The organism is Brevibacterium sp. MGP-B1 (genome assembly GCF_057766545.1).
In genome coordinates this window covers 3915982-3937230 of record NZ_CM173407.1, presented here as the reverse complement: position 1 = coordinate 3937230, position 21249 = coordinate 3915982, and the positions used below count along the sequence as shown (strand labels likewise).

General features: G+C 63.4%; 23 protein-coding genes. 9 read left to right on the top strand and 14 right to left on the bottom strand.

Annotated features, from left to right (window positions below; genetic code table 11):
- Nucleotides 1-270: 270 nt before the first annotated feature.
- A complete protein-coding gene (locus AC3CD9_RS17935; protein ID WP_488365348.1) occupies nucleotides 271-1191 on the bottom strand; it encodes a LysR family transcriptional regulator in 921 nt (306 codons plus the stop codon).
- A gap of 423 nt (nucleotides 1192-1614) precedes the next feature.
- Between AC3CD9_RS17935 and AC3CD9_RS17930 the strand changes: the two genes are divergently transcribed.
- Nucleotides 1615-3963, top strand: coding sequence for a DUF222 domain-containing protein (locus AC3CD9_RS17930; protein ID WP_488365347.1), 2349 nt, complete (start codon nucleotides 1615-1617; stop codon nucleotides 3961-3963).
- A 153-nt stretch (nucleotides 3964-4116) separates the two neighbouring features.
- Here the strand turns inward: AC3CD9_RS17930 and AC3CD9_RS17925 are convergent, their stop codons facing one another.
- Nucleotides 4117-4524: a MarR family winged helix-turn-helix transcriptional regulator gene (locus tag AC3CD9_RS17925; protein ID WP_488365346.1), complete on the bottom strand. Its 408-nt coding sequence runs from the start codon at nucleotides 4522-4524 to the stop codon at nucleotides 4117-4119.
- Nucleotides 4525-4871: 347 nt separating this feature from the next.
- Between AC3CD9_RS17925 and AC3CD9_RS17920 the strand changes: the two genes are divergently transcribed.
- From AC3CD9_RS17920 to AC3CD9_RS17905, 4 genes are all read left to right on the top strand, one after another.
- Nucleotides 4872-5516, top strand: a complete 645-nt coding sequence (locus AC3CD9_RS17920) for a maleylpyruvate isomerase family mycothiol-dependent enzyme (protein ID WP_488365345.1) — start codon at nucleotides 4872-4874, stop codon at nucleotides 5514-5516.
- Nucleotides 5513-5848 carry a hypothetical protein gene (locus AC3CD9_RS17915; protein WP_488365344.1) on the top strand — a complete coding sequence of 112 codons (336 nt, stop codon included), beginning with the start codon at nucleotides 5513-5515 and terminating at the stop codon, nucleotides 5846-5848. Before AC3CD9_RS17920 ends, AC3CD9_RS17915 begins: the two co-directional genes overlap by 4 nt.
- Nucleotides 5849-5882: 34 nt before the next feature.
- On the top strand, nucleotides 5883-6809 hold the full coding sequence (gene lgt, locus AC3CD9_RS17910) for a prolipoprotein diacylglyceryl transferase (protein WP_488365342.1): 927 nt from the start codon (nucleotides 5883-5885) through the stop codon (nucleotides 6807-6809).
- Nucleotides 6810-6960: 151 nt separating this feature from the next.
- Nucleotides 6961-7503 carry an acyl-CoA thioesterase gene (locus AC3CD9_RS17905; protein WP_488365341.1) on the top strand — a complete coding sequence of 181 codons (543 nt, stop codon included), beginning with the start codon at nucleotides 6961-6963 and terminating at the stop codon, nucleotides 7501-7503.
- 147 nt (nucleotides 7504-7650) lie between these two features.
- Here the strand turns inward: AC3CD9_RS17905 and AC3CD9_RS17900 are convergent, their stop codons facing one another.
- The 3 genes from AC3CD9_RS17900 to AC3CD9_RS17890 all read right to left on the bottom strand — a co-directional run bounded on the left by AC3CD9_RS17900 (nucleotide 7651) and on the right by AC3CD9_RS17890 (nucleotide 9967).
- Nucleotides 7651-8850: a pyridoxal phosphate-dependent aminotransferase gene (locus AC3CD9_RS17900; RefSeq protein ID WP_488365340.1), complete on the bottom strand. Its 1200-nt coding sequence runs from the start codon at nucleotides 8848-8850 to the stop codon at nucleotides 7651-7653.
- A 155-nt stretch (nucleotides 8851-9005) separates the two neighbouring features.
- Nucleotides 9006-9566, bottom strand: a complete 561-nt coding sequence (locus AC3CD9_RS17895) for a hypothetical protein (protein ID WP_488365339.1) — start codon at nucleotides 9564-9566, stop codon at nucleotides 9006-9008.
- Between the two features lie 131 nt (nucleotides 9567-9697).
- Nucleotides 9698-9967 (bottom strand): cupin domain-containing protein, encoded by a 270-nt coding sequence (locus AC3CD9_RS17890; protein ID WP_488365338.1) that lies wholly within the window; start codon nucleotides 9965-9967, stop codon nucleotides 9698-9700.
- A gap of 333 nt (nucleotides 9968-10300) precedes the next feature.
- Between AC3CD9_RS17890 and AC3CD9_RS17885 the strand changes: the two genes are divergently transcribed.
- Nucleotides 10301-11755, top strand: coding sequence for an NAD(P)/FAD-dependent oxidoreductase (locus AC3CD9_RS17885; RefSeq protein ID WP_488365337.1), 1455 nt, complete (start codon nucleotides 10301-10303; stop codon nucleotides 11753-11755).
- Nucleotides 11756-11925: 170 nt separating this feature from the next.
- Nucleotides 11926-13116: a pyridoxal phosphate-dependent aminotransferase gene (locus tag AC3CD9_RS17880; RefSeq protein ID WP_488365336.1), complete on the top strand. Its 1191-nt coding sequence runs from the start codon at nucleotides 11926-11928 to the stop codon at nucleotides 13114-13116.
- 104 nt (nucleotides 13117-13220) lie between these two features.
- Here the strand turns inward: AC3CD9_RS17880 and AC3CD9_RS17875 are convergent, their stop codons facing one another.
- The 4 genes from AC3CD9_RS17875 to AC3CD9_RS17860 all read right to left on the bottom strand — a co-directional run bounded on the left by AC3CD9_RS17875 (nucleotide 13221) and on the right by AC3CD9_RS17860 (nucleotide 16067).
- The gene (locus AC3CD9_RS17875; RefSeq protein ID WP_488365335.1) at nucleotides 13221-13871 is read right to left on the bottom strand and encodes a homing endonuclease associated repeat-containing protein; all 651 of its coding nucleotides are present in this window, start codon (nucleotides 13869-13871) and stop codon (nucleotides 13221-13223) included.
- A gap of 74 nt (nucleotides 13872-13945) precedes the next feature.
- Entirely contained in the window at nucleotides 13946-14368 is a 423-nt protein-coding gene (locus AC3CD9_RS17870; RefSeq protein ID WP_446656323.1) for a hypothetical protein, read from the bottom strand.
- A 60-nt stretch (nucleotides 14369-14428) separates the two neighbouring features.
- Nucleotides 14429-15091, bottom strand: a complete 663-nt coding sequence (locus AC3CD9_RS17865; RefSeq protein ID WP_488365334.1) for a small multidrug efflux protein — start codon at nucleotides 15089-15091, stop codon at nucleotides 14429-14431.
- Nucleotides 15092-15281: 190 nt separating this feature from the next.
- The gene (locus AC3CD9_RS17860) at nucleotides 15282-16067 is read right to left on the bottom strand and encodes a helix-turn-helix domain-containing protein (RefSeq protein ID WP_376904959.1); all 786 of its coding nucleotides are present in this window, start codon (nucleotides 16065-16067) and stop codon (nucleotides 15282-15284) included.
- Between the two features lie 148 nt (nucleotides 16068-16215).
- Here AC3CD9_RS17860 and AC3CD9_RS17855 point away from each other — a divergent pair, with 148 nt between their 5' ends.
- The gene (locus AC3CD9_RS17855; protein ID WP_488365333.1) at nucleotides 16216-16938 is read left to right on the top strand and encodes a haloacid dehalogenase type II; all 723 of its coding nucleotides are present in this window, start codon (nucleotides 16216-16218) and stop codon (nucleotides 16936-16938) included.
- 54 nt (nucleotides 16939-16992) lie between these two features.
- On the opposite strand, the gene AC3CD9_RS17850 is transcribed toward AC3CD9_RS17855, so the two are convergent.
- Nucleotides 16993-18273, bottom strand: a complete 1281-nt coding sequence (locus AC3CD9_RS17850) for an ArgE/DapE family deacylase (RefSeq protein WP_488365332.1) — start codon at nucleotides 18271-18273, stop codon at nucleotides 16993-16995.
- A 237-nt stretch (nucleotides 18274-18510) separates the two neighbouring features.
- Here AC3CD9_RS17850 and AC3CD9_RS17845 point away from each other — a divergent pair, with 237 nt between their 5' ends.
- Complete coding sequence (locus AC3CD9_RS17845) at nucleotides 18511-18975, top strand: SRPBCC family protein (protein WP_488365331.1); 465 nt, start codon at nucleotides 18511-18513, stop codon at nucleotides 18973-18975.
- Between the two features lie 67 nt (nucleotides 18976-19042).
- Here the strand turns inward: AC3CD9_RS17845 and AC3CD9_RS17840 are convergent, their stop codons facing one another.
- The 4 genes from AC3CD9_RS17840 to AC3CD9_RS17825 all read right to left on the bottom strand — a co-directional run bounded on the left by AC3CD9_RS17840 (nucleotide 19043) and on the right by AC3CD9_RS17825 (nucleotide 21219).
- Complete coding sequence (locus AC3CD9_RS17840; protein WP_488365330.1) at nucleotides 19043-19336, bottom strand: biopolymer transporter Tol; 294 nt, start codon at nucleotides 19334-19336, stop codon at nucleotides 19043-19045.
- The gene (locus AC3CD9_RS17835) at nucleotides 19333-19638 is read right to left on the bottom strand and encodes a VOC family protein (RefSeq protein ID WP_488365329.1); all 306 of its coding nucleotides are present in this window, start codon (nucleotides 19636-19638) and stop codon (nucleotides 19333-19335) included. The genes AC3CD9_RS17840 and AC3CD9_RS17835 overlap by 4 nt, the downstream gene beginning before the upstream one ends.
- 29 nt (nucleotides 19639-19667) lie before the next feature.
- Entirely contained in the window at nucleotides 19668-20036 is a 369-nt protein-coding gene (locus AC3CD9_RS17830) for a DUF6841 family protein (RefSeq protein ID WP_488365327.1), read from the bottom strand.
- Nucleotides 20037-20157: 121 nt separating this feature from the next.
- The gene (locus AC3CD9_RS17825) at nucleotides 20158-21219 is read right to left on the bottom strand and encodes an alcohol dehydrogenase catalytic domain-containing protein (RefSeq protein ID WP_488367575.1); all 1062 of its coding nucleotides are present in this window, start codon (nucleotides 21217-21219) and stop codon (nucleotides 20158-20160) included.
- Nucleotides 21220-21249 lie beyond the last annotated feature (30 nt).

Below are 21249 nucleotides of genomic sequence, written 5' to 3'. Positions count from 1 at the left end.
CCTGACCCATGATGGGCCTGTCACCCTGATGGGGCGGAAGCATCACCGTCTGCCCGTGTGATGCCTGCCATTTATTGTGATGAGCGAATCGGAATCAGTCCAACAGATACTTTTGAACGTTGTCATCAATTGAATCAATGAGAACAGACCGGGTCGGCGGCCTTTGCCCGTCCGCTGTCTCGCGGTGTCGCGGTGTCGCGGTGTCGCGATCACCGCCGATCTTCCGCGCCCGCCGCGGCCCTTCGGCGCATACATGCCAGATCCGGAACGTCACTTTTTCACGGCAGCACCCAAAACCTCTCTGCTGACTTCGCAGAATGCCATCCCGCGCCGGCTCAAGCGCACGCCGCTGGGCCAGATCGCTGCCAGGTCGATGCTCGGAAAGTCATCGAGCAGGGGAACATCGATGGTCTGCAGCCCGATATAGGTACCCGATGACACGCTCTGACTCAGCAGCGAGTATCCGTGTCCCATCGCCACGAACGAACGCAGAGTCTCGTAGCCGGAGAACGAATGCCGAGTCTTCGGCACAATCCCTGCGATGCGGAACAGTTCGTCGTAGTACTGCCTGGTGAACGGCAGATCGAGCTGAATGTAGTCTTCGTCGGCGAGTTCACTCAGGCGCACCGGTTTCGGCCGCCCACCCCCGGCAAGGCGATGATCGTGAGAGACCAGAACGTGAGGCTCGACGACGTCAAGAAGGAAGGTGTCGAATCGACCCGTCGGACCGAGCATGTACGTCACCGCCAGATCGCAGTCGCCTGCCGTGACGGCCCTCTGCAGCTCCTCCAGGTCGGCCTCAAAGTACGTCACCTGCACGTCCGGATAGCGCTTCGCGAACTCATCGTGGATCAGCGGCAGTCGGGTCGGCGCGATCGGCGAGAACACGCCGACCGTCAGACTCCCATTCAAAGACCGGGACAGCCCTTGCGCAGTTTCTCCGAGCGCATCGGAGGCTTCGAGGAAGCTAGTGACTTCCGCGAGAAATCGCTTTCCTGCCGGAGAGAGCACAACCGATCGGTTCTTCTGCCTGATGAAAAGGTCGAGGCCGATGGACCGCTCAAGCTGGGCCATCGCCGTCGAGATCGCCGACTGGGTGACGTTGAGCTGCTTCGCCGCCTCGGTCATGTTCTCCCGCCTGGCGACCTCCTGGAAGTAGCGCAGCTGAACCAGGGTGAAATCAAGGGCCATAGCTCCCCATCATCCCACCGACAATGGCGATGCGTGCAGATTCATCCTCGCCGAGGCGGCTCTGCGTTCAGACCCAACCCTCATCGAGGCGGCTCTGTCCGAGCACTGCCGTCCGTCCCTTCCCGGACGGCAGGCTCCAACCCTTCCCGGACGGCAGGCATCGCACAGATCACCCACCTCTACCGCGTCGGACCCAGTTCCGAGAATCCTCCCGACACTTCAATCGTGACCGATCCCGAGTCAGTGTCGATGAGTAAAGTGTCCTCGAACTGACTCACATCCCAATAAACCACTCAAAAGCGGCCTTCACATTTAGAATGTCATTTCCAGTCGAATTTTTTTCGAAGATTCTATTGTCTTCTATTCTCTGACTGCCTACAATTGAGCTAAGAGACCTTCAATGACGAACGGAACTCAACAGCGATGACCTTCACCCCCGACCGCAAGCGACGCAAGTCAGGAAAGCGCGACCGCCGCGCTGCCGCTGACTCGCGCGGCGGGGCGAGCAGAAGACCGCCAACGAACACCACACCAGCAGACCTCGTGGGCACCACTTCTCAGAATGCCCACGCGCCCGAGGACACCGCGCAAGCACAACCCGAAGAAACATCGGACCCCGCAACACTGGCCGAACAGCTCAAGGCGGCCGGGCTCGACCTCAGCGGCCACCACTTCGCCGAGGTGTTCGAGGCCCTTGACCCGGTTTCGACCGACGATGACGAACCGAACGACGATACGTCGATCGCCGACATCGAGGAACCAAGCAATGCAGTTGGAATTGCCGATTCCGACCAACCACGCGAAACCGTCGAATCAGCGGACTCAACAGAGCTCACTTCGACCGCACCGGCAGAATCGACTGTGCAACCCGGAACGGATGAGCAGGACAGGACGACCACACAACCTGCACCGGTCCAGTCGGCAGAACGGGCCGCGGCAAGTAACAACACCGCAGATCGCCACGCGACACAGCCACAAGGCGGAGACGATACTCAACGCCCGACTTCGATGCACCCGATCCTCACCGACGCAGCGTGGAGCGACCTTGCCGCGAGCGCTCCCGAAATCACCGACTCGATCGCCTCCCTGACCGAACTGGTCGGAGGTCTTCGTGCATTCGACCGGCCGATGGGACCGAACGAGGCACTGCAGGTCATCGATGGGGCAGAGGCTCTGCGTCGACTCAGTGAATCTCTGTCCACCCTGGCGCTGGCCGTCTACGAACGCGTCGGCACGCCTAAAGACAGTGGCGCTAAGTCGACCAAGGCGCTCATTCAGGAACGCCTCAACCTCTCGGGGAGAGAAGCGAACCGCAGGGCAAAGCTCGCAGAGAATCTCGGCGGACGAGTCGCACTCGACGGCCAACCGCTTGAGCCCGAACACCCGCTCGTCGCCGAGCAGCTTCACCTCGGCACCCTGCCCGCGGAGCACCTCACCGTCATCGAAGACTGCCTCAAGGCACTGCCCGCGTGGGTGGACCACGAGACGAAGTCCCGTGTGGAAACCGACCTCGTGAAGTACGCGAAGTCGGTGTCTGTCAGCGAGCTCCGCGACATCTTCCGTCAGATGCTCGCCCTCATCGACCCCGACGGCGCCGAACCGCTCGACCCCAGCGACCGTTCCGCCTACTTCATCACCGCCCGGCCCAAGCGCAATGGAGACTGGAGGCTGGAAGGCGTCCTCGATCCCGTGGCGGGATCCGAACTGCACGGACTGCTGACCTCGCGGATCCAATCCGCGAAAGACAACACGTCGACCACCGCAGAACCCACCGACACCGAGGTGGCCGAAGCCGAGCGCGAAGACGCTCCCCCACTCGCCCCGAACGCCGGGCCAGACCAGACTCCCGACGGTGGCGGCCTCGACCGTGGGGGCCTCGGCCAGACCTTCGATGAGCAACGGTTCGAACCTCTCGATGCCGTCCTTACCGGAGATCGTTTCGATGCACCTCCATGGGCCGTCATCGAGGCCACCGGAGGCACCGCAACCGCCGATGATGCCAATAGCACCCGGGACTCCCACACCGTCAACGATCCCGAGTCCACCAGTGGCATCGAGTCCACCGGTGGCCCAGAGGCTTCAGATGATCCCGAGCCCGAATCCGCGGATCCCGCTGGCAACCGTCCCGTTCCTGCCGGTCACGGGGTCCGCGCCGATGGCTCGACCGTCAATCTCATGAGCGAGCAACCCAGTGCGAAGGCCTGGATCTACGAACGTTTCGCCACTCTCATTTCCCGCATCAGCATGAAGGAAGCCGCCAAGGGGTCGCCCTACGCCCTGGTCGTCACAGCTAAAGCGTCCGACATCGCCAACGGCATCGGCGAAGCCACCACAGGCTCCGGCGACCGCTTCCCGATGGGCGACGTCGCTCGACGCGGCCTCGATGGCACCGTTTTCTTCCACCTGATGGACGAAACTGCCCGCACGGTGGAAGTCTGTACGGAACAGCGCTTCGCCAACAAGAAGCAGACCGCAATCGTCACCGCCAGGGATCGCGGATGCGTGTTCCCGGGCTGCGACGCGCCAGCTGGATGGTGCGACGTGAACCATGTTGTGCCGCACGCCCTGGGCGGCAAGACCGACATCAACAACATGTGCCAGCTGTGCTCCTTCCACCACCACCTCATGGACCGCTCCGACTGGGAAGTCTTCATGCTCGGCGACGGACGGCCGGCATGGCGACCGCCCGAAAGCATCGACCCCGCTCGCACCCCGATCTTGCACTCAAGGTTCGTCACCGACGACATCATCGACGGCCTCTTCGGCACGTAGCCCTGCTCAGGCATGCAAGCGCACCACTGTGCCTTCATCCCGATGTGAGCGCGAAGGACGCCGCCGCGCCTTCACCCCGCCGCGAGCGCGAATGGCCCTGTCACGACTGCCTTCACCCCGCTTCGAGCGCGAAAGGCAGCGTCACGATCACCCTCAGCGAAACGGATCCGTGACTTCGCGCAGTTCGATGAGCAGCCGACGCAGGGTGTCGAATGATTCGTCCCCGAGGTGGTTCGACCATTCATCCTCAACCTCGGCCTCCGACCGGCGGGCGACAGCGATGACCTCATATCCTCTATCGGTGATGGTGATGAGCTTGGCGCGGCCGTCCTCGGGGTCACGCGAACGCCGCAGGTAGCCTGCCGCAATGAGCTCATCGACGAGGTAAGCAGCACTCTGCTTCGTCAGTTGACCAGACTCGGCGAGTTCGGTCAGTCGTGAACCTTCTGGGTTCACTCGCTCGAACAACCTCGCCTGCGACAGGGTGATCGTGTGCCCGGCGGCTTCGACAGCAGCCATCGACCGCATCTCCACCTGCCGGTAGGCGAGGAAAGCGAGCATCCCGAGGCTCGGCTGTCCGCTCGGACGCGACAGCCCACTTGAACCCGCTTGCACACTCTGTCCACCCATCAGCATTCCCCATCGCTCGAAATAGCTCTTGTGCCGCTTCGTCGCGACTCCTATAATAGTCAGACTATCTGACTATTATTGTTCATTCCACCGCCCTCACCAATCACTACTGACTACTCGAACCCTAAAATGGGCCTTCCCGCGCAGACGCGCAATCTCACGCAACCGCGCCGTCCCCACACAGACCGGCCGCCCCCACACAGACTGGCCATCGCACACAGACTGGCCACCCCGCGCAGAAGAACAGAAGAAGCGCCCTACACAGAGGAGAAGGCATCATGGACGATGCACTGTGGTCCACTGTCGAAGCCGAGCGTCTCAGCCTGGCCGATACGCTCGACTCACTCACACCCGAACAATGGGCCACTCAGTCCCTGTGCTCCGAATGGAGCGTGCAAGAGGTGGCGGCGCATTTGGCGATGACTCCAACCGCACCCACTTTGGGTCAGATCATCGTCGGCACCCTGCGCTCACACGGCGATCTCTGGGCGTTCGGACGCGACATCGCCCGCGCCTACGCCCAACGACCGACCGGTGAGATCGTTGCCGAACTCCGTCGTACCGCCGCTTCCCGACACCTGCCGCCCCTGACCAACCCGGACAACGCCCTCCTCGACATCATCGTCCATGGTCAGGACATCACACGGCCACTTGGAATCGATCGCACGATTCCCACCGACGCGGGCCTCGCCGCCTTCGACCGCGCCTGGTCGATGGGCTGGCCCTTCCGCGCGCAGCGACGACTGCGCGGCATCCGGCTCACTGCCACCGATGCGAACCGCACCGTCGGGTCGGGCGAACCGGTCGAGGGCCGCCTCGGCGATCTGCTCCTGCTCATCACCGGTCGCACCGAGGCTGCGCTGCCCCACCTGTACGGGCCGGGAATCTCTCTGCTCAGTTCACCGCCTATCCCAAGGAAATGATCATCATGGTCGCCATCATCACCGTGCTCGGAGCCTTCTGGCTCGGCTACCTCCTCCGCTCGAGGCTGGCCGCCCACCTGAGCTATGCCGTCGCCTACCTGTGGGCATTCGTCTTCCAGACCCTGTATCTTCTTCTGGCCAGTTTCGATGAAGTCAACGACCCGGCCTTCGACCCTGGATCGTTCCCATTGGAATACGGGCTGGTCACCCTCGGGATCCTCATCATCGGCTTCGCCCTGGTCGAAGCCGGTCACCGGCTGCGGACCCGGCTGCGCCACCGCCGGAGCATCCGTGCGGAGGGAACGACCGGCGGCGGGGTGGCCGTCGCATAAGGGATTCTCAGACGGGTGCAAATAGACTGGCCTCATGCCTGCAGTTCCCACGAGTGCACTCCTCGCCGAGACCACCCTTCCGCACGACATCTCGGCGGCGATTCCCAGCCCGTCCGTCTCGAGCTTCCAACTCGGACCGCTGACGATCCACTTCTATGCGCTGTGCATCCTCGTGGGCATCATCATTGCCATCGTGCTGACGAACCGTCGCCTGACCAAGCGCGGTGTCGAGGACTGGCAGGTGCTCGACTTCGCGACTCTGGCCGTGCCGATGGCCATCGTCTTCGCCCGCATCTATCACGTCATCACGCATTACACCGATTACTTCGGCCCAGGCCGCAACCCCTGGAATCCGTTCGAACCCGGATCCGTGTGGGCGATCTGGGAGGGCGGCATTGCGATCTTCGGTTCACTCATCGGCGGCACGCTGGGTGCATGGATCATGTGCCGCCGCCTCGGCCTCAAACTCACCACCCTGCTCGACGCCCTGGCACCGGGCCTCATCCTCGCCCAGGCCTGCGGGCGCTTCGGCAACTGGTTCAACCAGGAACTCTTCGGCCTGCCCACCACCCTGCCCTGGGGCCTCGAGATCGACCCCGGCAACCCGGCAATCCCGCTGGGCACTCCCCCTGGCACCCTCTTCCACCCGACGTTCCTCTACGAGGTCATCTGGAACAGCCTCGGCGCTCTCGTCCTGCTCTACCTCGGCCGCAAGGTCTTCTTCCAGTGGGGACGACTCTTCGCCGTCTACCTCATGTGGTACGGCGCCGGCCGCATCGTCTGGGAGTCCATCCGCCTCGACCCGAGCTTCGTCATCCTCGGCCTGCGCACCAACGTGTGGGGCGCGATCGGCGCCGTCGCTCTCGGTGTGGCGATCATGCTCATCCAATGGAAGCGCCACCCCGAGCCCGAGGAATCACCGTTCATCCCCGGCCGCGAACCCGAACCCGCGAAGGACTGACACACCCTCACCGAGGCGGCTCCCCGGGTCCGCGGATGCGCGCTCTCACCTGATCACATTCACCTTTGAGTCCACGTTCATCAGTCAGATCCACGTTCACCTGGCAGGGTTATGGTCGCCCTGCAAACTACTGTCAAGTAACATAGTGACTATGCACTTCTTCCGCATGATCCTGCACCTGCTCAGATCCAAGCGTCGTTCCGCGCGCGAAATCTGGGACACCTACTCCCTCCCCATGCGCGTCCACCTGGGCGAGATCGACATATTCATGCATCTCAACAACGGCAAGTACCTCTCGATCATGGACCTGGGACGACTCGACATGATGGTGCGCAGCGGAGCATGGCAGGCGATGCGTGAGCGCGGATGGACCGGCGTCGTCAGCGCCGAGACCATCAGCTTCCGCAAGTCACTGAAACTCTGGCAGCGCTACAACCTCGAGACCAAGGTCTGCGGAATCGATGAGCGCACCGTGTTCTTCGAACAGCGCATGGTTGTCGACGGCGAGATCTTCGCCCGCGCCTACGTCGCCACTCGCCTGATCTCCGAGGACCGGCCGCTCACCAGGAACGACCTCATCGAGGCGTTCGGGATGCCGGAGAACGAACCTGAACTGCCGGAGTGGATCCACGGTTGGCGCCGTGACAATGCACTTCCGAGCACCCGCCGGCCCGCCTGGAGCAGCTGGACATAACTGAGCCGTCATCCGGACCGAGCTGTGGTCGGCACGGCACCGTAGTCCGCGCCGAGTTGCGGTCGGCACGGCGCCGCGGTCCGGACAGAGCCGTGGTCGCGACAGCGCCGCAGCTCGGCACCCCTGCAAGCAACCCCGCCAAACGGACTACCGCCCCACTTCGATCCACTCCTTGAGGCGGCCGAGCCCGGTCGTGATCGCAGTTTCGTCGATTCCCGAATAGGCCAGTCGAATGTACGTCCGGTCCTCACCGGGCTGCGGTGACCCGAAGTGCTCGCGAGTGCAGAATGAGACGCCAGTGGCATGCAGCGCCTCGGTGGTGAAGTCCGCCAGAGTCGCGATTCCCTTCACCTCCATCGCCTCGGTGACATCGGGGAAGACGTAGAACGTCGAGCCCGGGGTCGCCACGGACATGCCGGGAATCTCGTTGATGAGCCGGCAGGTGGCATCACGTCGCTTTCGCAGCACCTCCAGCATCTGCCCGACCGGCCCCTGCGGTCCGCGCAGCGCAGCGATCCCCGCCCACTGCACATACTGGTTCGTGCAGGATTCGTCGTTCGTGTTCATCAGCGAGATCGCCTCGGCGACCTCCTTCGGTGCCACCGCACAGCCGAGCCGCGAACCTGTCATCGCGTACTTCTTCGAGAACGTGTAGAGGATGACGGTGCGCTCCCGCATTCCCGGCAGTGCGGCGATCGACTGCGACTTCCCGCGATAGCGCATCTCGAAGTACGCCTCGTCGGAGAGCACCCACAGGTCGAATTCCTGCGCGATCGCGGCGATGGCCTCGCGTTCGCCCGGGGTGGACTCCGCGGAGATCGGGTTCTGCAGGTCGTTGTAGATGATGGCAGTGGTGTTCTCGTCGATCGATGCCCGCAGGTGGTCGAGGTCGATGGCGAAACCGTCGGAGGTCGGAACATATCGGTAGGGCAGGGCGGTACCGCCGAGATATTCGATCTGGGATTCATAGATCGGGAATCCCGGATTCGGGTAGAGCACTCCTTCACCGGGGTTCATCACGGCTTGGAGGAATTTCGTGATCACGGGCTTGCCTCCGGTGGTCACGACCACCTCGGCGGGGTCGATCGTCATTCCGCGTCGCGAGCCGATGTCATCGGCGAGCGCCTCTCGCAGCTCGGGGATCCCCGGCCCCGGGCAGTAGCCGGTCTTGCCGTCGCGGATGGCCTGCTCCATCGCCTCGACGATATGCCCGGCCAAGGGGAAGTTCAGATCGCCGAGGTGAAACGGGAAGACCTCGTTGCCCTTCGCTTTCCAGTCGGCGGCGGCCTGGGCCACGCGGAAAGCGGTCTCGGTGCCGAGGTTGTCCAAGCGGCGAGCAGTCTTCATCGTCGGCTCCTTCTTCGGGGTCCATCTCTTCAAGGGCAATGCTGGGGTGTCCGTGGGTGCTGCGCCAGGTGGGTCGAAACCGTCTCCGGGCACATTGCACACCGGTTCACTCACGATAGAGCACCTGACCAGGGATTGTCAGCGGTGTCCGAGTTTCATCCGGCGGCGAGCGCGCTGCGCCCGGCGAGCAGACACCACAGACCGATACTGAGGAAGCTCGGAGCGCCGAGGATGCCGCACCAGAAACTCGGCGCCGCGGTCTCGCGCGGCAAGATGAATGCGACCACCGCGACGATGGTCAGCAGCAGCCCCGCCACGTGGAGGACGGGCTGGCCGAAGACGACGGCGAGCGCGAAGAAGTGGATTCCGACGATCGCGAGGATGAGCGGAGCGATGTTCTCGGTCTGGCCGGTGCGGATGAGGAAGAAGCTCGCCACCGCGCCGATGATGACCTCGGCCCAGAACACGATGAGGTAGAGCGTGAATGCGGAGGTCCCGGTGGTGAAGGCGCTGGGTTCCGACCAGTTGCCGATGGCGGTGAGAATGCTCGGCACTGCGAGTGCGAGTCCCGCGAGTCCGAGCCCGGCGAGCACGAGTCGCCACACCAGTGCTTTGGGCGGCGCTTCCTGCGCCCAGCCTGACCAGATGAACGCGGCGAGTCCGAAGATCGCGCCGATCATGACGAGGTCGCGCGGGTGGGCCAAGTCGATCATCATCGATCCCTTTCGTCCGAGCGGGCTGTCTTCGACACTACTCAACGAGGAGGATCCGCGCCCATGACGTTTTCCCGACTCTCTCGGCGTCGTAGTCCGTTACCCGCTGACCCCTGCCCACCCGAGCGTGGAGCTCACCCTTCGCTGGGCGCGATGAACAGCTTCCGCAGCGGCGTCCCGTCGATGTACCAGCGCGTCTTCATCCCATCATCGAGGCGAACCAGCGATCCCGGCACCAGTTCGACGGGCTCGCGGCGGGGTTCGTCGAATTCGATGCGCCCGGTCCCGGAGATGACGAGGAAGACCTCGTCGCCTTCGATATCGCGCATCGCTCCGGCATTCATCTCCCACAGCCCGAATTCGGTGCCGCCGATGGTGCCGAGTTCGACGAATCCCGTCGTCACAGGCGCCCCTCACCGAGGCGGCCGCCTCTTCCAGCCCCACCGATCCAACCGCGTCGGACCCTCCCGCCGAGGTGGCCGGAATTGCCTGCCAGTCCTCGATCAGTTCGTGGCTGAGTGGGAATTCGTGGGTATTGATCGGCTCCATTGCGCTCATGCGAACAGTGTAATCAGCCAGCCCGCTCATGTACCGCCGTGACGAAGAAATCAGTAGGTTGTCGCGATTGTTTCAGCACTCAATACAAATCGCCGCAACTATTTACTTCACCTTGAGCGTGAGATAAAACTGTTTTCGTAGGGGACCACATGGTCCGCCTCGAGTTCAGGAGATGATCCGTGTCCTACTTCAATGGTGAAGCCTCACACTGGCTGGCGGCCTCCCCCGCCGACGACGTCGACCCCGTCCCGCTGCCGCGCGAGAAACAAGATCTCGTCATCGTCGGCGGCGGACTGACCGGCCTGTGGTCGGCTTATTACGCCCGGCAGGCCCACCCCGATTGGGCGATCACCATCATCGAGGCCCGACACATCGGCTACGGCGCCTCCGGCCGCAACGGCGGATGGCTCTCGACCCTGCTGCCGGGCAATCGCACCAAGTTCGCCGAGGCGGTCGACCGTGCCCGGAAGAACGACCCCACCGGGCCGATCGGTTCGGCAGGACTCGACGGCGTGGCCAGCGTCAGCGCCTTCCAGTCCGCGCTCTTCGACTCCATCGACGAGGTCCTCGACGTCTGCGAGACCGAGGGCATCGATGCCCACCAAGTGCGCGGCGGGCATATCGACATCGCTCAAACGGAGGCCGGCCTGTCCCGGCTGCGCGACCTTGAGGCCGGCAACGAGCAGTTCGGATACGGGCCTGAAGATATGCAGTTCCTCGACGCCGACGCGACGTGTGGCCGCATCAACGTCGACGGGGCGCTCGGCAGCCTCTACTTCCCCGGTACCGCCGCCATCGATCCCGCACTGCTCACCCGGGGACTCGGCCACGTGCTCAGGGAACAGGGTGTAACCATCTGCGAGGCCACCTCGGCGAGGCATATCCGCAAGGATTCGGTCGCCACGGACGGCGGGCCGGTGCGTGCGAACACGATCTTCGTGTGTCTCGAGGGATATTCGGACACGGTCGGCGGCGACCTGCCGGGGTTGCAGGGACGACAGGTCATCCCGGTGTTCTCGTCGATGATCGCGACCGAGCCGCTGTCCGACGAGGCGTGGGCGTCGATCGGCTGGGAGGGGCGCGAATGCCTCGGCGACACGGCGCACACGTTCATCTATGCCCAGCGCACGGCCGACGGTCGGATCGCGCTCGGCGGCCGTGGGGCGCCCTATGCTTTCCGGTCGGGTCTGCCCGGTGACGGTGAGGTCCCCGCCGAGGTGGTCGACCTGTTGGCCGGGCGCCTGTCCTCGCTCTTCCCGGACCTCGAGTTCGAGGTTGCGCATGCCTGGCGCGGTGCACTCGGGGTGACCAGAGACTGGTGCGCCGGCATCTTCTTCGACCCGACGCAACGCATCGGAGTGGCCCGCGGCTATGCCGGGCACGGGGTGACGGCGACTCATCTGGCGGCGAAGACCCTGCTCGATCGGGCCGCCGGGGCCTCGACGCCCTTGACCGCGCTGCCGTGGAACGACCACTTCTCGGGCCAATGGGAGCCCGAACCGATTCGATGGTTGGGCATCCGGACGATGTACAAGATCTTCGGCCTCGCCGACTCGTGGGAGACCGCGACCGGGGCGAAGAAGACGAGCCTGCTCGCCCGATTCGGGTCCCGCTTGGCCGGGTTGCACGAGTAGGCAGGTCGGGGCTGGCATGCACCACCAGCTTGGTGAACCTGCACCAGCTCGGCGCACAGACCAAGCCAGCTCAGATTCACCAAGCTGAAGCCCAGCTGCCGGGGACCGTCCCGGTCTTACGCTGTGGCCCTCCTCTGCCGCTCCCGCAGGATCAGAGGCAGACTGAATCCATGACGAGTTCGCACAGTCGCATCTCCCCCATGGCCGCTTCCTACCCGGCGTCGAGCATCCGCAAGATGTTCAACCTCGCCCTCGACTTCCCCGATGCTGTGAAACTCACCGTCGGCGAACCGGACTTCACCACTCCGGAACACATCAAGGCCGCCGGCATCCGCGCGATCGAGAACGACAACACCCGCTACGTCGCCAACGCGGGCATCCCCGAACTGCGGCAGGCGATCGCCGGGAAGTACTCGGCTCGGTGGAATCGCAGCATCGCGCCCGAGAACGTCATGGTCTCCTTCGGCGCGATGGAGGCGCTCACCTTCGCCCTCGACGTCACTGTCACCCCAGGGGATGAGGTCATCATCCCCGACCCGAGCTTCCCCAATTACATGGGTCAGGTGCACCGCCTCGGCGGGATTGCGGTATCCGTTCCTGTCACCGAGGACAATGATTTCAAGCTCCGCGCCGAGGATGTCCGCGCTGCGATCACGGACAAGACCGCGGCCGTGATCATCAACAGTCCGTCGAACCCTTTGGGTTCGGTCATGGATCGGGCCGACCTCGAGCAGATCGCTGCGCTGGCCGATGAGCATGGGTTCACCGTCATATCCGATGAGGTCTATGACGAGATGGTCTTCGACGATGCCGTCTTCACCTCTATCGCCGAGGTGAAACCATCCACCGCCGAGGTGGGAGCTGAGTTCGATCGGTTCCTGGCCATCGGCAGCTTCTCGAAGACCTATGCCATGACCGGCTGGCGGTGCGGTTTCGTCATCGGTTCGCAGGATTTCATCGCGCCGATGGCACTGCTGCAGGAGGGCCTGACCTCGAGTCTGCCCGGGTTCGTCCAGGAGGCAGCGGTCGCAGCGATCGAGGGACCGCAGACCGCGGTCGATGAGATGGTCGCCTCGTACGCCAGGCGACGCGAGCTCATGGTCGAGCGCATCAATGCTATCGAGGGCTTGAGCCTGCTGCGCCCGGCGGCAACGTTCTATGCCTGGGTGAACGTGTCCGAGTGGGGGCTGGACTCCTGGGAGCTGGCGACCCAGCTGCTTGAGAAGCACAACCTCGCGACGATTCCAGGTTCGGCTTTCGGCCCGGCCGGTGAGGGCTACCTGCGCCTGACTTTTGCAGTGTCGGACGAGACCATCAACACCGCTTGCGACCGGCTGGAGGCGTACGCCGCTAACCGGTGATGCCGAGAGTGTTGGGCCACCGACCGCTCAAGTTGCCGTCGCTGTAGCGAGTTCCGCATAGCGTGAGCGATCGGCGGGAAGATGCACGGTCGCTGATCCGCACCTCACTCCACCGCGGCGAGCGCTGAATTCCAACTTCCGTAGAACTTTCGGACAGCCGCTGCCGAGGGAACCTCCCCCTTATGCTCGGCGGCATATTCGGTGTAAGCCTTGTAGGTCACGGCGGTCCCACGTGATTCGCAGTCGGCGAGGAATTCGGCAATCGCCTTCGCATAGGCATTCGAGTCGAAGCGCAGCTGCCCCTTGGCTCGGCCGATTTTGTTCGTCGCCAGACCCGCCGCCTTGAGCGCTTCGTTCCAGGACCCGAACCTCTGCACCGCGGTCTGACTGGTCGGCGGCCAGATCGTCGCCCCCTGCGCCGAGGTCGCTCCGAGGCCGTCGAGCACCGACTTGCGCAGCTTGTCGTACCTGCTGGCGGTCAGACTCGGGACCTCCGCCCGGCCACGGACGTACGCAACCGCCGCAGCCACCTCGGCGAGAGTGGACGTCACGGACGTCCCCGAGTTCTCGAGTTGGACGGTCAGTGCGGACTCCACCTCGGCGAGGGTCTCTCGGTCGGTGGGGCTGAGCTTGGCAGGGTCGGCACTCGCGGGGGTCCCCGGCGCGCCGGTGGAATCGAGGCTGCGGGCGGTGATGAACAGCAGCGCACCGAGCACGGCCAGCGACGAGGTGTGGGTTCTCCCGGTATCAGACATCCAGTCCATTGTACGTTTCAGATGGTTCCCTGCTCAGGATCACCGCCACCGTGGAGATCAGCACCTGGGCTGGGTCAGCTGGATCGTCGGAATCCTGTCGGTTTCATCGCCCGAACATCGAGCATCGTGTTCAGTGCGAAGAACAGACCGCTGATCACGACCGCGGTGATCGCGGCCAACGGAATCGAGCCGGTGATCAGCAGGTAGCCTCCGCCGAGCACGAGTACCGATGCACCAGCCGACACCAGACGCCCGGTCATCTTGCCGCCGATGTCGCTTCCGCTGAGGACGACGTCGATCGTCCGTGAGATGACGAACCAAGCAACGAGGATGCCCAAGGTCGCGAGCAGCGATTCGGGCAGACTCAATCGCATCTGCAGGTGCATCGTCTCGCCCAGCAGGGTCGCGGCGAACGGGACGACCAGGGGCAGTCCCAAAGCGATGAGGATCGGACCAGTGAGGGTGAGGACCAGCCGGTGGCGATACAGCGAGCGCATGATTCGTCCTTTCTTCTTGCGATGTTGAGTCTGAGCCCTGTGAGCCGCGATCCAGCGACTTCAGCCGGCCAACAGGGCAAGCGATCCGGTGGCGATGAGCGTGGTCAGGGTCGTCCAGGCAATGATCGCGATGCCCTGCCACAGCAGGATCCACGAGGTCTTCACACCAGCACTGACGAGGATCGTCGAGGTGATCTGGGTGGGAATCGCCAACGGTCCGAGCAGGCTGGCACCGGGAACACCGAAGCGGGTGAGGAACTTCTTGAACTTGACCCGTCCCTTGGACTCGGGCTTCCCTCCTTCACCGAGGTGACCCTCCGTCGCCGTGTCACCGGCATTGCCGTCGGCCGCTGAATCCGGGGAGAGAACGTCGGCGGATCCATTCCGCGAGGCACTTGCCTCGGGCGCAGCGCCATCAACCGATCCGGAGCCGACACTTGCGCCGACCCCTACGGCCGCGAGCTCACGCTTTTCGCTCTGACGATTCACGACGGCGCGGCGCGCCCGAGCTCCGAGGAGCACGATGACGGTGACGCAGGTGAAGTTGCCGATGGCTCCGGCGACTCCGGCGAGCACGGGGTTCATCCCGGCCCACACGCCGATGATCGAGGAGATCTCACCCTCGATGAAGGGGATCGCCCCGGCCGCGGCGATAATGAACGGCTGAAGCAGATCCGGAACCTGAGCGGCGAGACCTTGGAAGAATTCGATGATGGGGTTCATGGTGTCCTCCTGAACGTGATCGGCAGATCCCGGCTCGGATGAACCGGATCTGATGGTTGATACGTTCAGTACAGACTGTGTTCTCAGAACAGGGTCAAGCCCTCATCGTCGAACTCAGCGAATCCTCAGCTATCTTCCCCAGTCACTGTCTTCAGCTCTCCTCCTCGTCGGCCTTCTTCAGCCCTCTTTCTCAGCCCTCTTCCTCTGCGGCCACGTGCTTGATGAAAGCGATGAACCGCTCGCGATCTTCGTCCGGAATCTCGAGAGTCGGGAAGACAGAGATGAAGGCACGCTGGATGACGTCGATCTGCGCGTCGTTGTAGAGCTCTCTGAGTGAGCCGATGATCGCAGCCTGCCCCATCTTCACGTCCCCGGTCATCCGCTCGGTCGGCGCGAGGAGCCAGGGTTTCGCTTCGAGTTGTCGCTTCATGCTCGGAGCGATCTGCTCTGCCAAGCGTTCGCGGGTGGCGTCGTCGGCATCCTCGGCGAGCTCATCGACTTCCTGGTCGTACGGGGTGGTCTCGGACATGATGGACCGCATCTCCGCGAGCGCCGATTCCTCGTACAGGGTCGAATAGATGTTCATCAGTGCGCGATCGGAATTCGACATCCGGGCGGCGATGTCGATGAAGCCTGAAGCAGTATCGATCGGCGCTCCGTGTTCGAGGAGCTGGGACACCTCGGTGCGTGCTTTCTCCAGAGCCGCGATCTGCTCACCGAGATCGACCTCAAGCTGTTTGAGGGCGAGCTGCTGCTGTTCGTGATCGTCGTCGACCGAACCGATATCCGACAACGGGATCCCGAGTTCGCGCATCCGCCGGATCTGATGGAGTCGCAGCAGGTGGGAGGCCCCGTACTGTTTGTATCCGTTGCTCATCCGTTCGGGCTCGGTGAGCAGCCCGAGCTTGTGATAATGCCGAATCGTGTTGACCGTGGTGCCGGTCAGCCGCGCCAATTCGCTCGTGCTCCATCCCACGGTCAGGTCCTTCCGCCGATGCCGTGTAGTTCAGTGTCGATGAGGTCCTCGTCGACTCCCAACACCGCTCAGTCTAAGCGGACGGACTGACATGGTGAGCGGGAGAACCGACGTGGACGGTCTGATGTGCGCGGACTACCGTGTAACCATGACAGCAGGATTCGATTCGGTCGAGGCCCTCGTCTTCGACATGTTCGGCACCGTCGTCGACTGGCGCAGCAGTGTAGCCGCCGAGGTGGCCGTGCAATTGCGCAATCATGTTCCCGATCTCGTTCCACTTGAGTTCGCCGATGCCTGGCGCGCCGAATATCAGCCGTCGATGGAGCGGGTGCGCAACGGTGACCGGGAGTTCGTTCGTTTGGATGTGCTCCACCGGGAGAATCTCCAGACCGTGCTCAGAGGTCTCGGCGTCGATCCGGACTCGATTCCCGCGCCGGTCCTCGACGAGACCAATCTTGCGTGGCACCGGCTCGATCCGTGGCCGGATGCCGTTCCCGGACTGACCAGGCTCAAGAGGCGTTTCATCATCGCCCCGTTATCGAATGCGAACGTTCGGTTGGCTCTCGACGTCGCCAAACGTGCTGGTCTTGCCTGGGATGCGATCCTCGGCGCCGAGGTGGCGGCAGCCTATAAGCCGGACCCCGACGCGTATCTGCGGACCGCCGACATCCTCGGTCTCGAACCGCATCAAGTCGCCATGGTCGCCGCGCACAACAGCGATCTGGCCGCGGCGCAGTCCCTCGGGCTCCGCACGGCTTTCGTTCGGCGACCCACCGAGCATGGACCCGATCAGACCATCGATCTCGAACCCACGGGCGAATGGGACATCATTGCCGAGGACTTCGAGGACCTGGCCGATCAGATCGGCTGACGCATCGTTTCGAACGGGTGCTGGGCCAGCAGTCCCTGCAGAACGCCAAAGTGACTATTTCAACGGCTCCAACCCACACCACTCGGCGATGAAGAGAGCGATGGTCTTCGTGATGTTGCGGACGGACTCGATGTGGACGCGCTCGTCGAAGGCATGGATGTCGAGGGATCGGGGACCGTAGGTCAGAGTCGGCATCGATCCGTAGTTCGTGTACACCCGGCCGTCGAGGTAGCCCGGCGTGGTGAACGACTGCAGGGGCTGGCCGAACACATCCCGGTGGGCCGAGCCGAGGACGGCCTCAGCTTCTCCGCCTTCTTCGAGCCGATATCCTGCGGCGAAGAAGCCGGTTCGCTCCAGGTGTGGCAGGCGACTGTCCTGACCGCGCCGGGCGATGCTCGCGTGCCGGACGTGCTCCTGGATCTCTTCCCACGCCTGTTCCGGGTCGATCCCCGGATAGATGGCGGCACGCACGGAGATCTCACACCATGACGGGACGCTGGAGGGCCAGTCTCCACCTGAGATCTCTCCGACGTTGAAGTTGATGGGATGATCGACATCCTCGAAGCCCGGGTACCGGTCCTTCTGGCCATTCCAATCCGCCTCGAGTGTGCGCAGGTCGGCGATCACGTCATTTGTCGCATCGAAGGCGTTGAAGCCCTTGCTCATCTCCCGGACATGACTCGGTTTCCCCTCGACACGAACGGTGAACCAGATGACTCCGACGTTGGTTCGAACCAGAGCATTCTCTTCTGGTTCCGGGATGAGCACGGCGTCGCCGGTGTAGCCGCGCAGAAGTGCCGAAAGCGCTCCGTTGCCGGTGCTCTCCTCCTCCACCACGGATTGGAGATGGATCGGGGCTGTAGGAGAGAATCCGGCAGCGGTGATCGCGTCGAAGGCGAAGAGGTTGGCAGCGAGCCCGGCTTTCATGTCCCCGGCGCCACGTCCGTACAACCAGCCGTGCTCGACTCGTGGCTCGAAGGGCGGTGTAGTCCAATTCTCCACGGGTCCGGTTGGAACGACATCCACATGACCTTGCAGGATCAGGGATCGGCCTTGCGAGACGGCCGGCCGATAGCTGCCTACGATGTTGAAGTCTTCGTCGTAGGGCACGGTCATAGGCCCGAAGCCCACGTGATCCTCGATGTCCTCTTCGTCAATGCGCCAGCGGTCGATCTCCAGTCCTCTGGCGGAGAATTCCTGTTCCAAGCGGTCCTGGATCGCCGCCTCACTTCCGCGTACAGAAGGACAGCGGATGAGATCTTCGGTGAACTCGAGCTGACGATCGAACGCGTTGTCGACGGCGTCGGTAATGGCCTGGGCGACTTCTCGATTCATGCTGTGCTCTTCTGTGTTCTCGTGTTGATGGTTGACGGTCCGGGCCCCGGAGACGCGGATGGCACGTACCTCTGTCGGCTATTCTGCATTCCTCAACGAGGATCCGGAAGAGTGACCGCATTTGCTGTGATTGATTGCGCGCCCCCTCCCGTCACTTGGATCGAGCGTATAGCGTGGCCGACAGGGACGGGTCGACCGACCCGTACTCCAGCCACCATCTGACGAAAGGTGACAAGCATGAGTGAGACGAGCATCAGCGCTTCCCGCACGATCGATGCCCCCGTAGAGGACATCTTCCACGTCCTCTCCAATCCAGAGCGTCATGCCGAGATCGACGGCTCGGGAATGGTCCAGTCGGATGACAAGACCGATCGCATCACCGAGACCGGCCAGAAATTCTCGATGAATATGCACTGGGACAAGATGGGCGGTGACTACAAGACCGACAACTACGTCAACGGCTATCAGGAGAATAAGCTTCTCGCCTGGAAGACGGCACCAGCCGGTGAGGAGCCACCGGGTTGGGAGTGGGTCTGGGAGCTCACGTCCCGCAGCCATGACTCGACCGAGGTCTCCGTGACCTATGACTGGAGCGCGGTCACCGACAAGGAGGTGCTCAAGCAGGTCGACTTCCCGGCCGTCAGCGAAGAGGACCTCGAATCGTCCCTCGGCAATCTGGCAGCAGCGGTGTCCGGAGTCTGACGCCGCGCAGCAGCGCGCAGGCGCGGGTTCCTCACGCCTGACAGCACCCTGACGGCCCTGTCCGAGCTCAGCGAAGTTCGTTCAGGGCCGTCTCCGCGCGCCGACGGCGGTCTTCGAGCGACATCTCCCACCAATATTCACCGCGTTCGCCGAGGCCGTGCTTCGCGACATCCACCCTCCGTCTCGCCTCCGCGAGATCATTCTCAGCGCCCCGCCTCTTCGCCTGCTTGACGGCGTTCCTCGCAGCGCCGAGGTGGCTCTTGAGTTCCTCGATCACGCTCGGTTCCAGTGCTGGGTCGGTTCGTCGCCACCGGCGTCCCTTGACTATCAGCCACCGATCGCCATCGCTGTTCTCGCTCATGCGACGAATATGCAAAACGGATGGCCGGAGGGATCGGTGAAGACATACAGCGCTTCGTCCTCATCGTCGGTACGATCGACGCGCAGTTCGGCACCCAGGTCTTCGGCACGCTGCAGCTGTCGTTCCAGCATGGTCCTGTTCGGCACTGTGAGGTCGAGATGCATCTGCATGGGGACGTGCGTCGTGGGCCAAGTCGTCGGTTCGAGGTGCTCGACTTTCTGAAACGCCAGCTTCCGGTGGCCCAGCGAGTCTGTGAGCACCAGCCACTCCTTTTCGTCGACCTCGCCCGTCTCGCATGTCACTTGCGACCCCCTCTCACCCGATTGCCCCGTCATTCGAGCTCCAACGGCGTGAGCACCGCGATCTTCCAACCCGCATCAGTACGCACCAGCTGATACATGTTCCGCTCGTCGGGGGCACCTCCCTGATATTTCCACGTGACGTCGGCCCAGATGCTGTGGTCGGTCGATGCCGCCACCGCGACCTCGGCGTTCACCTCGGTGACGCCCGAGTACTGCCCGAAAGCACTCGCGAAGAAGCTCTCCGTCTGAACGGCATCAGTGACGAGGATCCGCTGCCCCGGGAATTCGATGAGCGCCGGAACCGCGTAATGATCGGCGATTGCTGCGGCGTCCCGATCGATGAGCGCACGGGTATAGGTGTCGAAGAACTGCCTGTGAACCTCTTTGTTCTCATTCATGCGGCGACTGTACCGCTCGCCCCTGACGTAGAGACCGAGCCTCGGAGGTACAGCCAAGGGACGCGCACCGTTTCGGTGCGCGTCCCGATGTGACTGTCTCGGCTAATCGAGAGTTTCTGACTCAACTCATCGAGACGAGGATCTTCACCTCGTCGAGGCTCTTCGTCAGGCGCTCGAATCCGTCGCTGACGATATCGTCGGCGAGGATCTTCGAGGTGATGAACGGAGCCAGATCGACCTTGCCCGAACGGACGAGTTCGATCGCCTCGGCGTGGTCATCGGCATAGCCGACGCTGGCGCCGAGGGTCCGATCCTGCATCATCAGTTGGCCGGTGAGATCGACCTCGACCGGTTTGCCATGGATGGCGATGACCTGCAGGCGACCGGTGGCGCCGAGCACGTCGAGCAGCTGACCGACGACGGGAGCGGCACCAGCGGCGTCGAATGCGACGTCGGCCATCGCACCCGAGGTCTGCTCCGACACGATCGCCTTGAGGTCTTCGCTCGTCGGGTCGACGACGACATCGGCGACGCCTGAACTCTGCGCCTTCTCGCGACGGATCTGCGAGACCTCGCTGATGATCGTCTTCAGTCCCTTGGCCTTGAGTACGGCGGCGACGAGGAGGCCGATCGGCCCGGCTCCGCCGACTACTCCGACCTGTCCCTCGGCGGCCGTCGTCTGCTTGACTCCGTGGAGTGCCACAGCGAGGGGCTCGATCATCGCCGCCTGGTCCAGCGGAATATCACCCACCGGGTGGACCCAGCGGGATTCGACGACGATGTGCTCGCTCAGACCGCCGCCGAGGCCGGAGATGCCGATGAAGCCCATCTGCTCGCAGAGGTTGTACGCACCGCGCTGGCACGCCGGGCACGTGCCGTCGACCATCAGCGGTTCGACGACCACCGAGTCACCGACCGACAGACCTTCGACACCTTCGCCCAACTCTTCGACGACACCGGAGAATTCGTGGCCGAGCACCACGGGGAGGGTCTCTCCCGACAGCGGATGGGCTTCCTCGGTGGTGGGCGCGGGCGGAATCGGACCATCATGGTACAGATGCAGGTCGCTGCCGCAGATTCCGTTGTAAGCGGGGGCGATCTTCACGGTTCCCGGGCGGGTCTGGGGCTCGTCGATCTCCTCGACTCGCAGATCCTCTTTGCCGTAATAACGGACTGCTTTCATCACTGCACACTCCTTCGACTCGAGGTCGGT

What these genes read in the sequence shown, in the direction of transcription:
- AC3CD9_RS17855 (WP_488365333.1), top strand. Translation starts at nt 16,216, where the DNA reads ATGACAGCAGGATTCGATTCGGTCGAGGCCCTCGTCTTCGACATGTTC.
- AC3CD9_RS17825 (WP_488367575.1), bottom strand. Translation starts at nt 21,219, where the DNA reads ATGAAAGCAGTCCGTTATTACGGCAAAGAGGATCTGCGAGTCGAGGAG.
- AC3CD9_RS17875 (WP_488365335.1), bottom strand. Translation starts at nt 13,871, where the DNA reads ATGTCTGATACCGGGAGAACCCACACCTCGTCGCTGGCCGTGCTCGGT.
- AC3CD9_RS17915 (WP_488365344.1), top strand. Translation starts at nt 5,513, where the DNA reads ATGATCATCATGGTCGCCATCATCACCGTGCTCGGAGCCTTCTGGCTC.
- AC3CD9_RS17925 (WP_488365346.1), bottom strand. Translation starts at nt 4,524, where the DNA reads ATGCTCGCTTTCCTCGCCTACCGGCAGGTGGAGATGCGGTCGATGGCT.
- AC3CD9_RS17935 (WP_488365348.1), bottom strand. Translation starts at nt 1,191, where the DNA reads ATGGCCCTTGATTTCACCCTGGTTCAGCTGCGCTACTTCCAGGAGGTC.
- AC3CD9_RS17905 (WP_488365341.1), top strand. Translation starts at nt 6,961, where the DNA reads ATGCACTTCTTCCGCATGATCCTGCACCTGCTCAGATCCAAGCGTCGT.
- AC3CD9_RS17900 (WP_488365340.1), bottom strand. Translation starts at nt 8,850, where the DNA reads ATGAAGACTGCTCGCCGCTTGGACAACCTCGGCACCGAGACCGCTTTC.
- AC3CD9_RS17930 (WP_488365347.1), top strand. Translation starts at nt 1,615, where the DNA reads ATGACCTTCACCCCCGACCGCAAGCGACGCAAGTCAGGAAAGCGCGAC.
- AC3CD9_RS17850 (WP_488365332.1), bottom strand. Translation starts at nt 18,273, where the DNA reads ATGAATCGAGAAGTCGCCCAGGCCATTACCGACGCCGTCGACAACGCG.
- AC3CD9_RS17880 (WP_488365336.1), top strand. Translation starts at nt 11,926, where the DNA reads ATGACGAGTTCGCACAGTCGCATCTCCCCCATGGCCGCTTCCTACCCG.
- AC3CD9_RS17870 (WP_446656323.1), bottom strand. Translation starts at nt 14,368, where the DNA reads ATGCGCTCGCTGTATCGCCACCGGCTGGTCCTCACCCTCACTGGTCCG.
- AC3CD9_RS17865 (WP_488365334.1), bottom strand. Translation starts at nt 15,091, where the DNA reads ATGAACCCCATCATCGAATTCTTCCAAGGTCTCGCCGCTCAGGTTCCG.
- AC3CD9_RS17920 (WP_488365345.1), top strand. Translation starts at nt 4,872, where the DNA reads ATGGACGATGCACTGTGGTCCACTGTCGAAGCCGAGCGTCTCAGCCTG.
- AC3CD9_RS17830 (WP_488365327.1), bottom strand. Translation starts at nt 20,036, where the DNA reads ATGAATGAGAACAAAGAGGTTCACAGGCAGTTCTTCGACACCTATACC.
- AC3CD9_RS17895 (WP_488365339.1), bottom strand. Translation starts at nt 9,566, where the DNA reads ATGATGATCGACTTGGCCCACCCGCGCGACCTCGTCATGATCGGCGCG.
- AC3CD9_RS17845 (WP_488365331.1), top strand. Translation starts at nt 18,511, where the DNA reads ATGAGTGAGACGAGCATCAGCGCTTCCCGCACGATCGATGCCCCCGTA.
- AC3CD9_RS17840 (WP_488365330.1), bottom strand. Translation starts at nt 19,336, where the DNA reads ATGAGCGAGAACAGCGATGGCGATCGGTGGCTGATAGTCAAGGGACGC.
- lgt (WP_488365342.1), top strand. Translation starts at nt 5,883, where the DNA reads ATGCCTGCAGTTCCCACGAGTGCACTCCTCGCCGAGACCACCCTTCCG.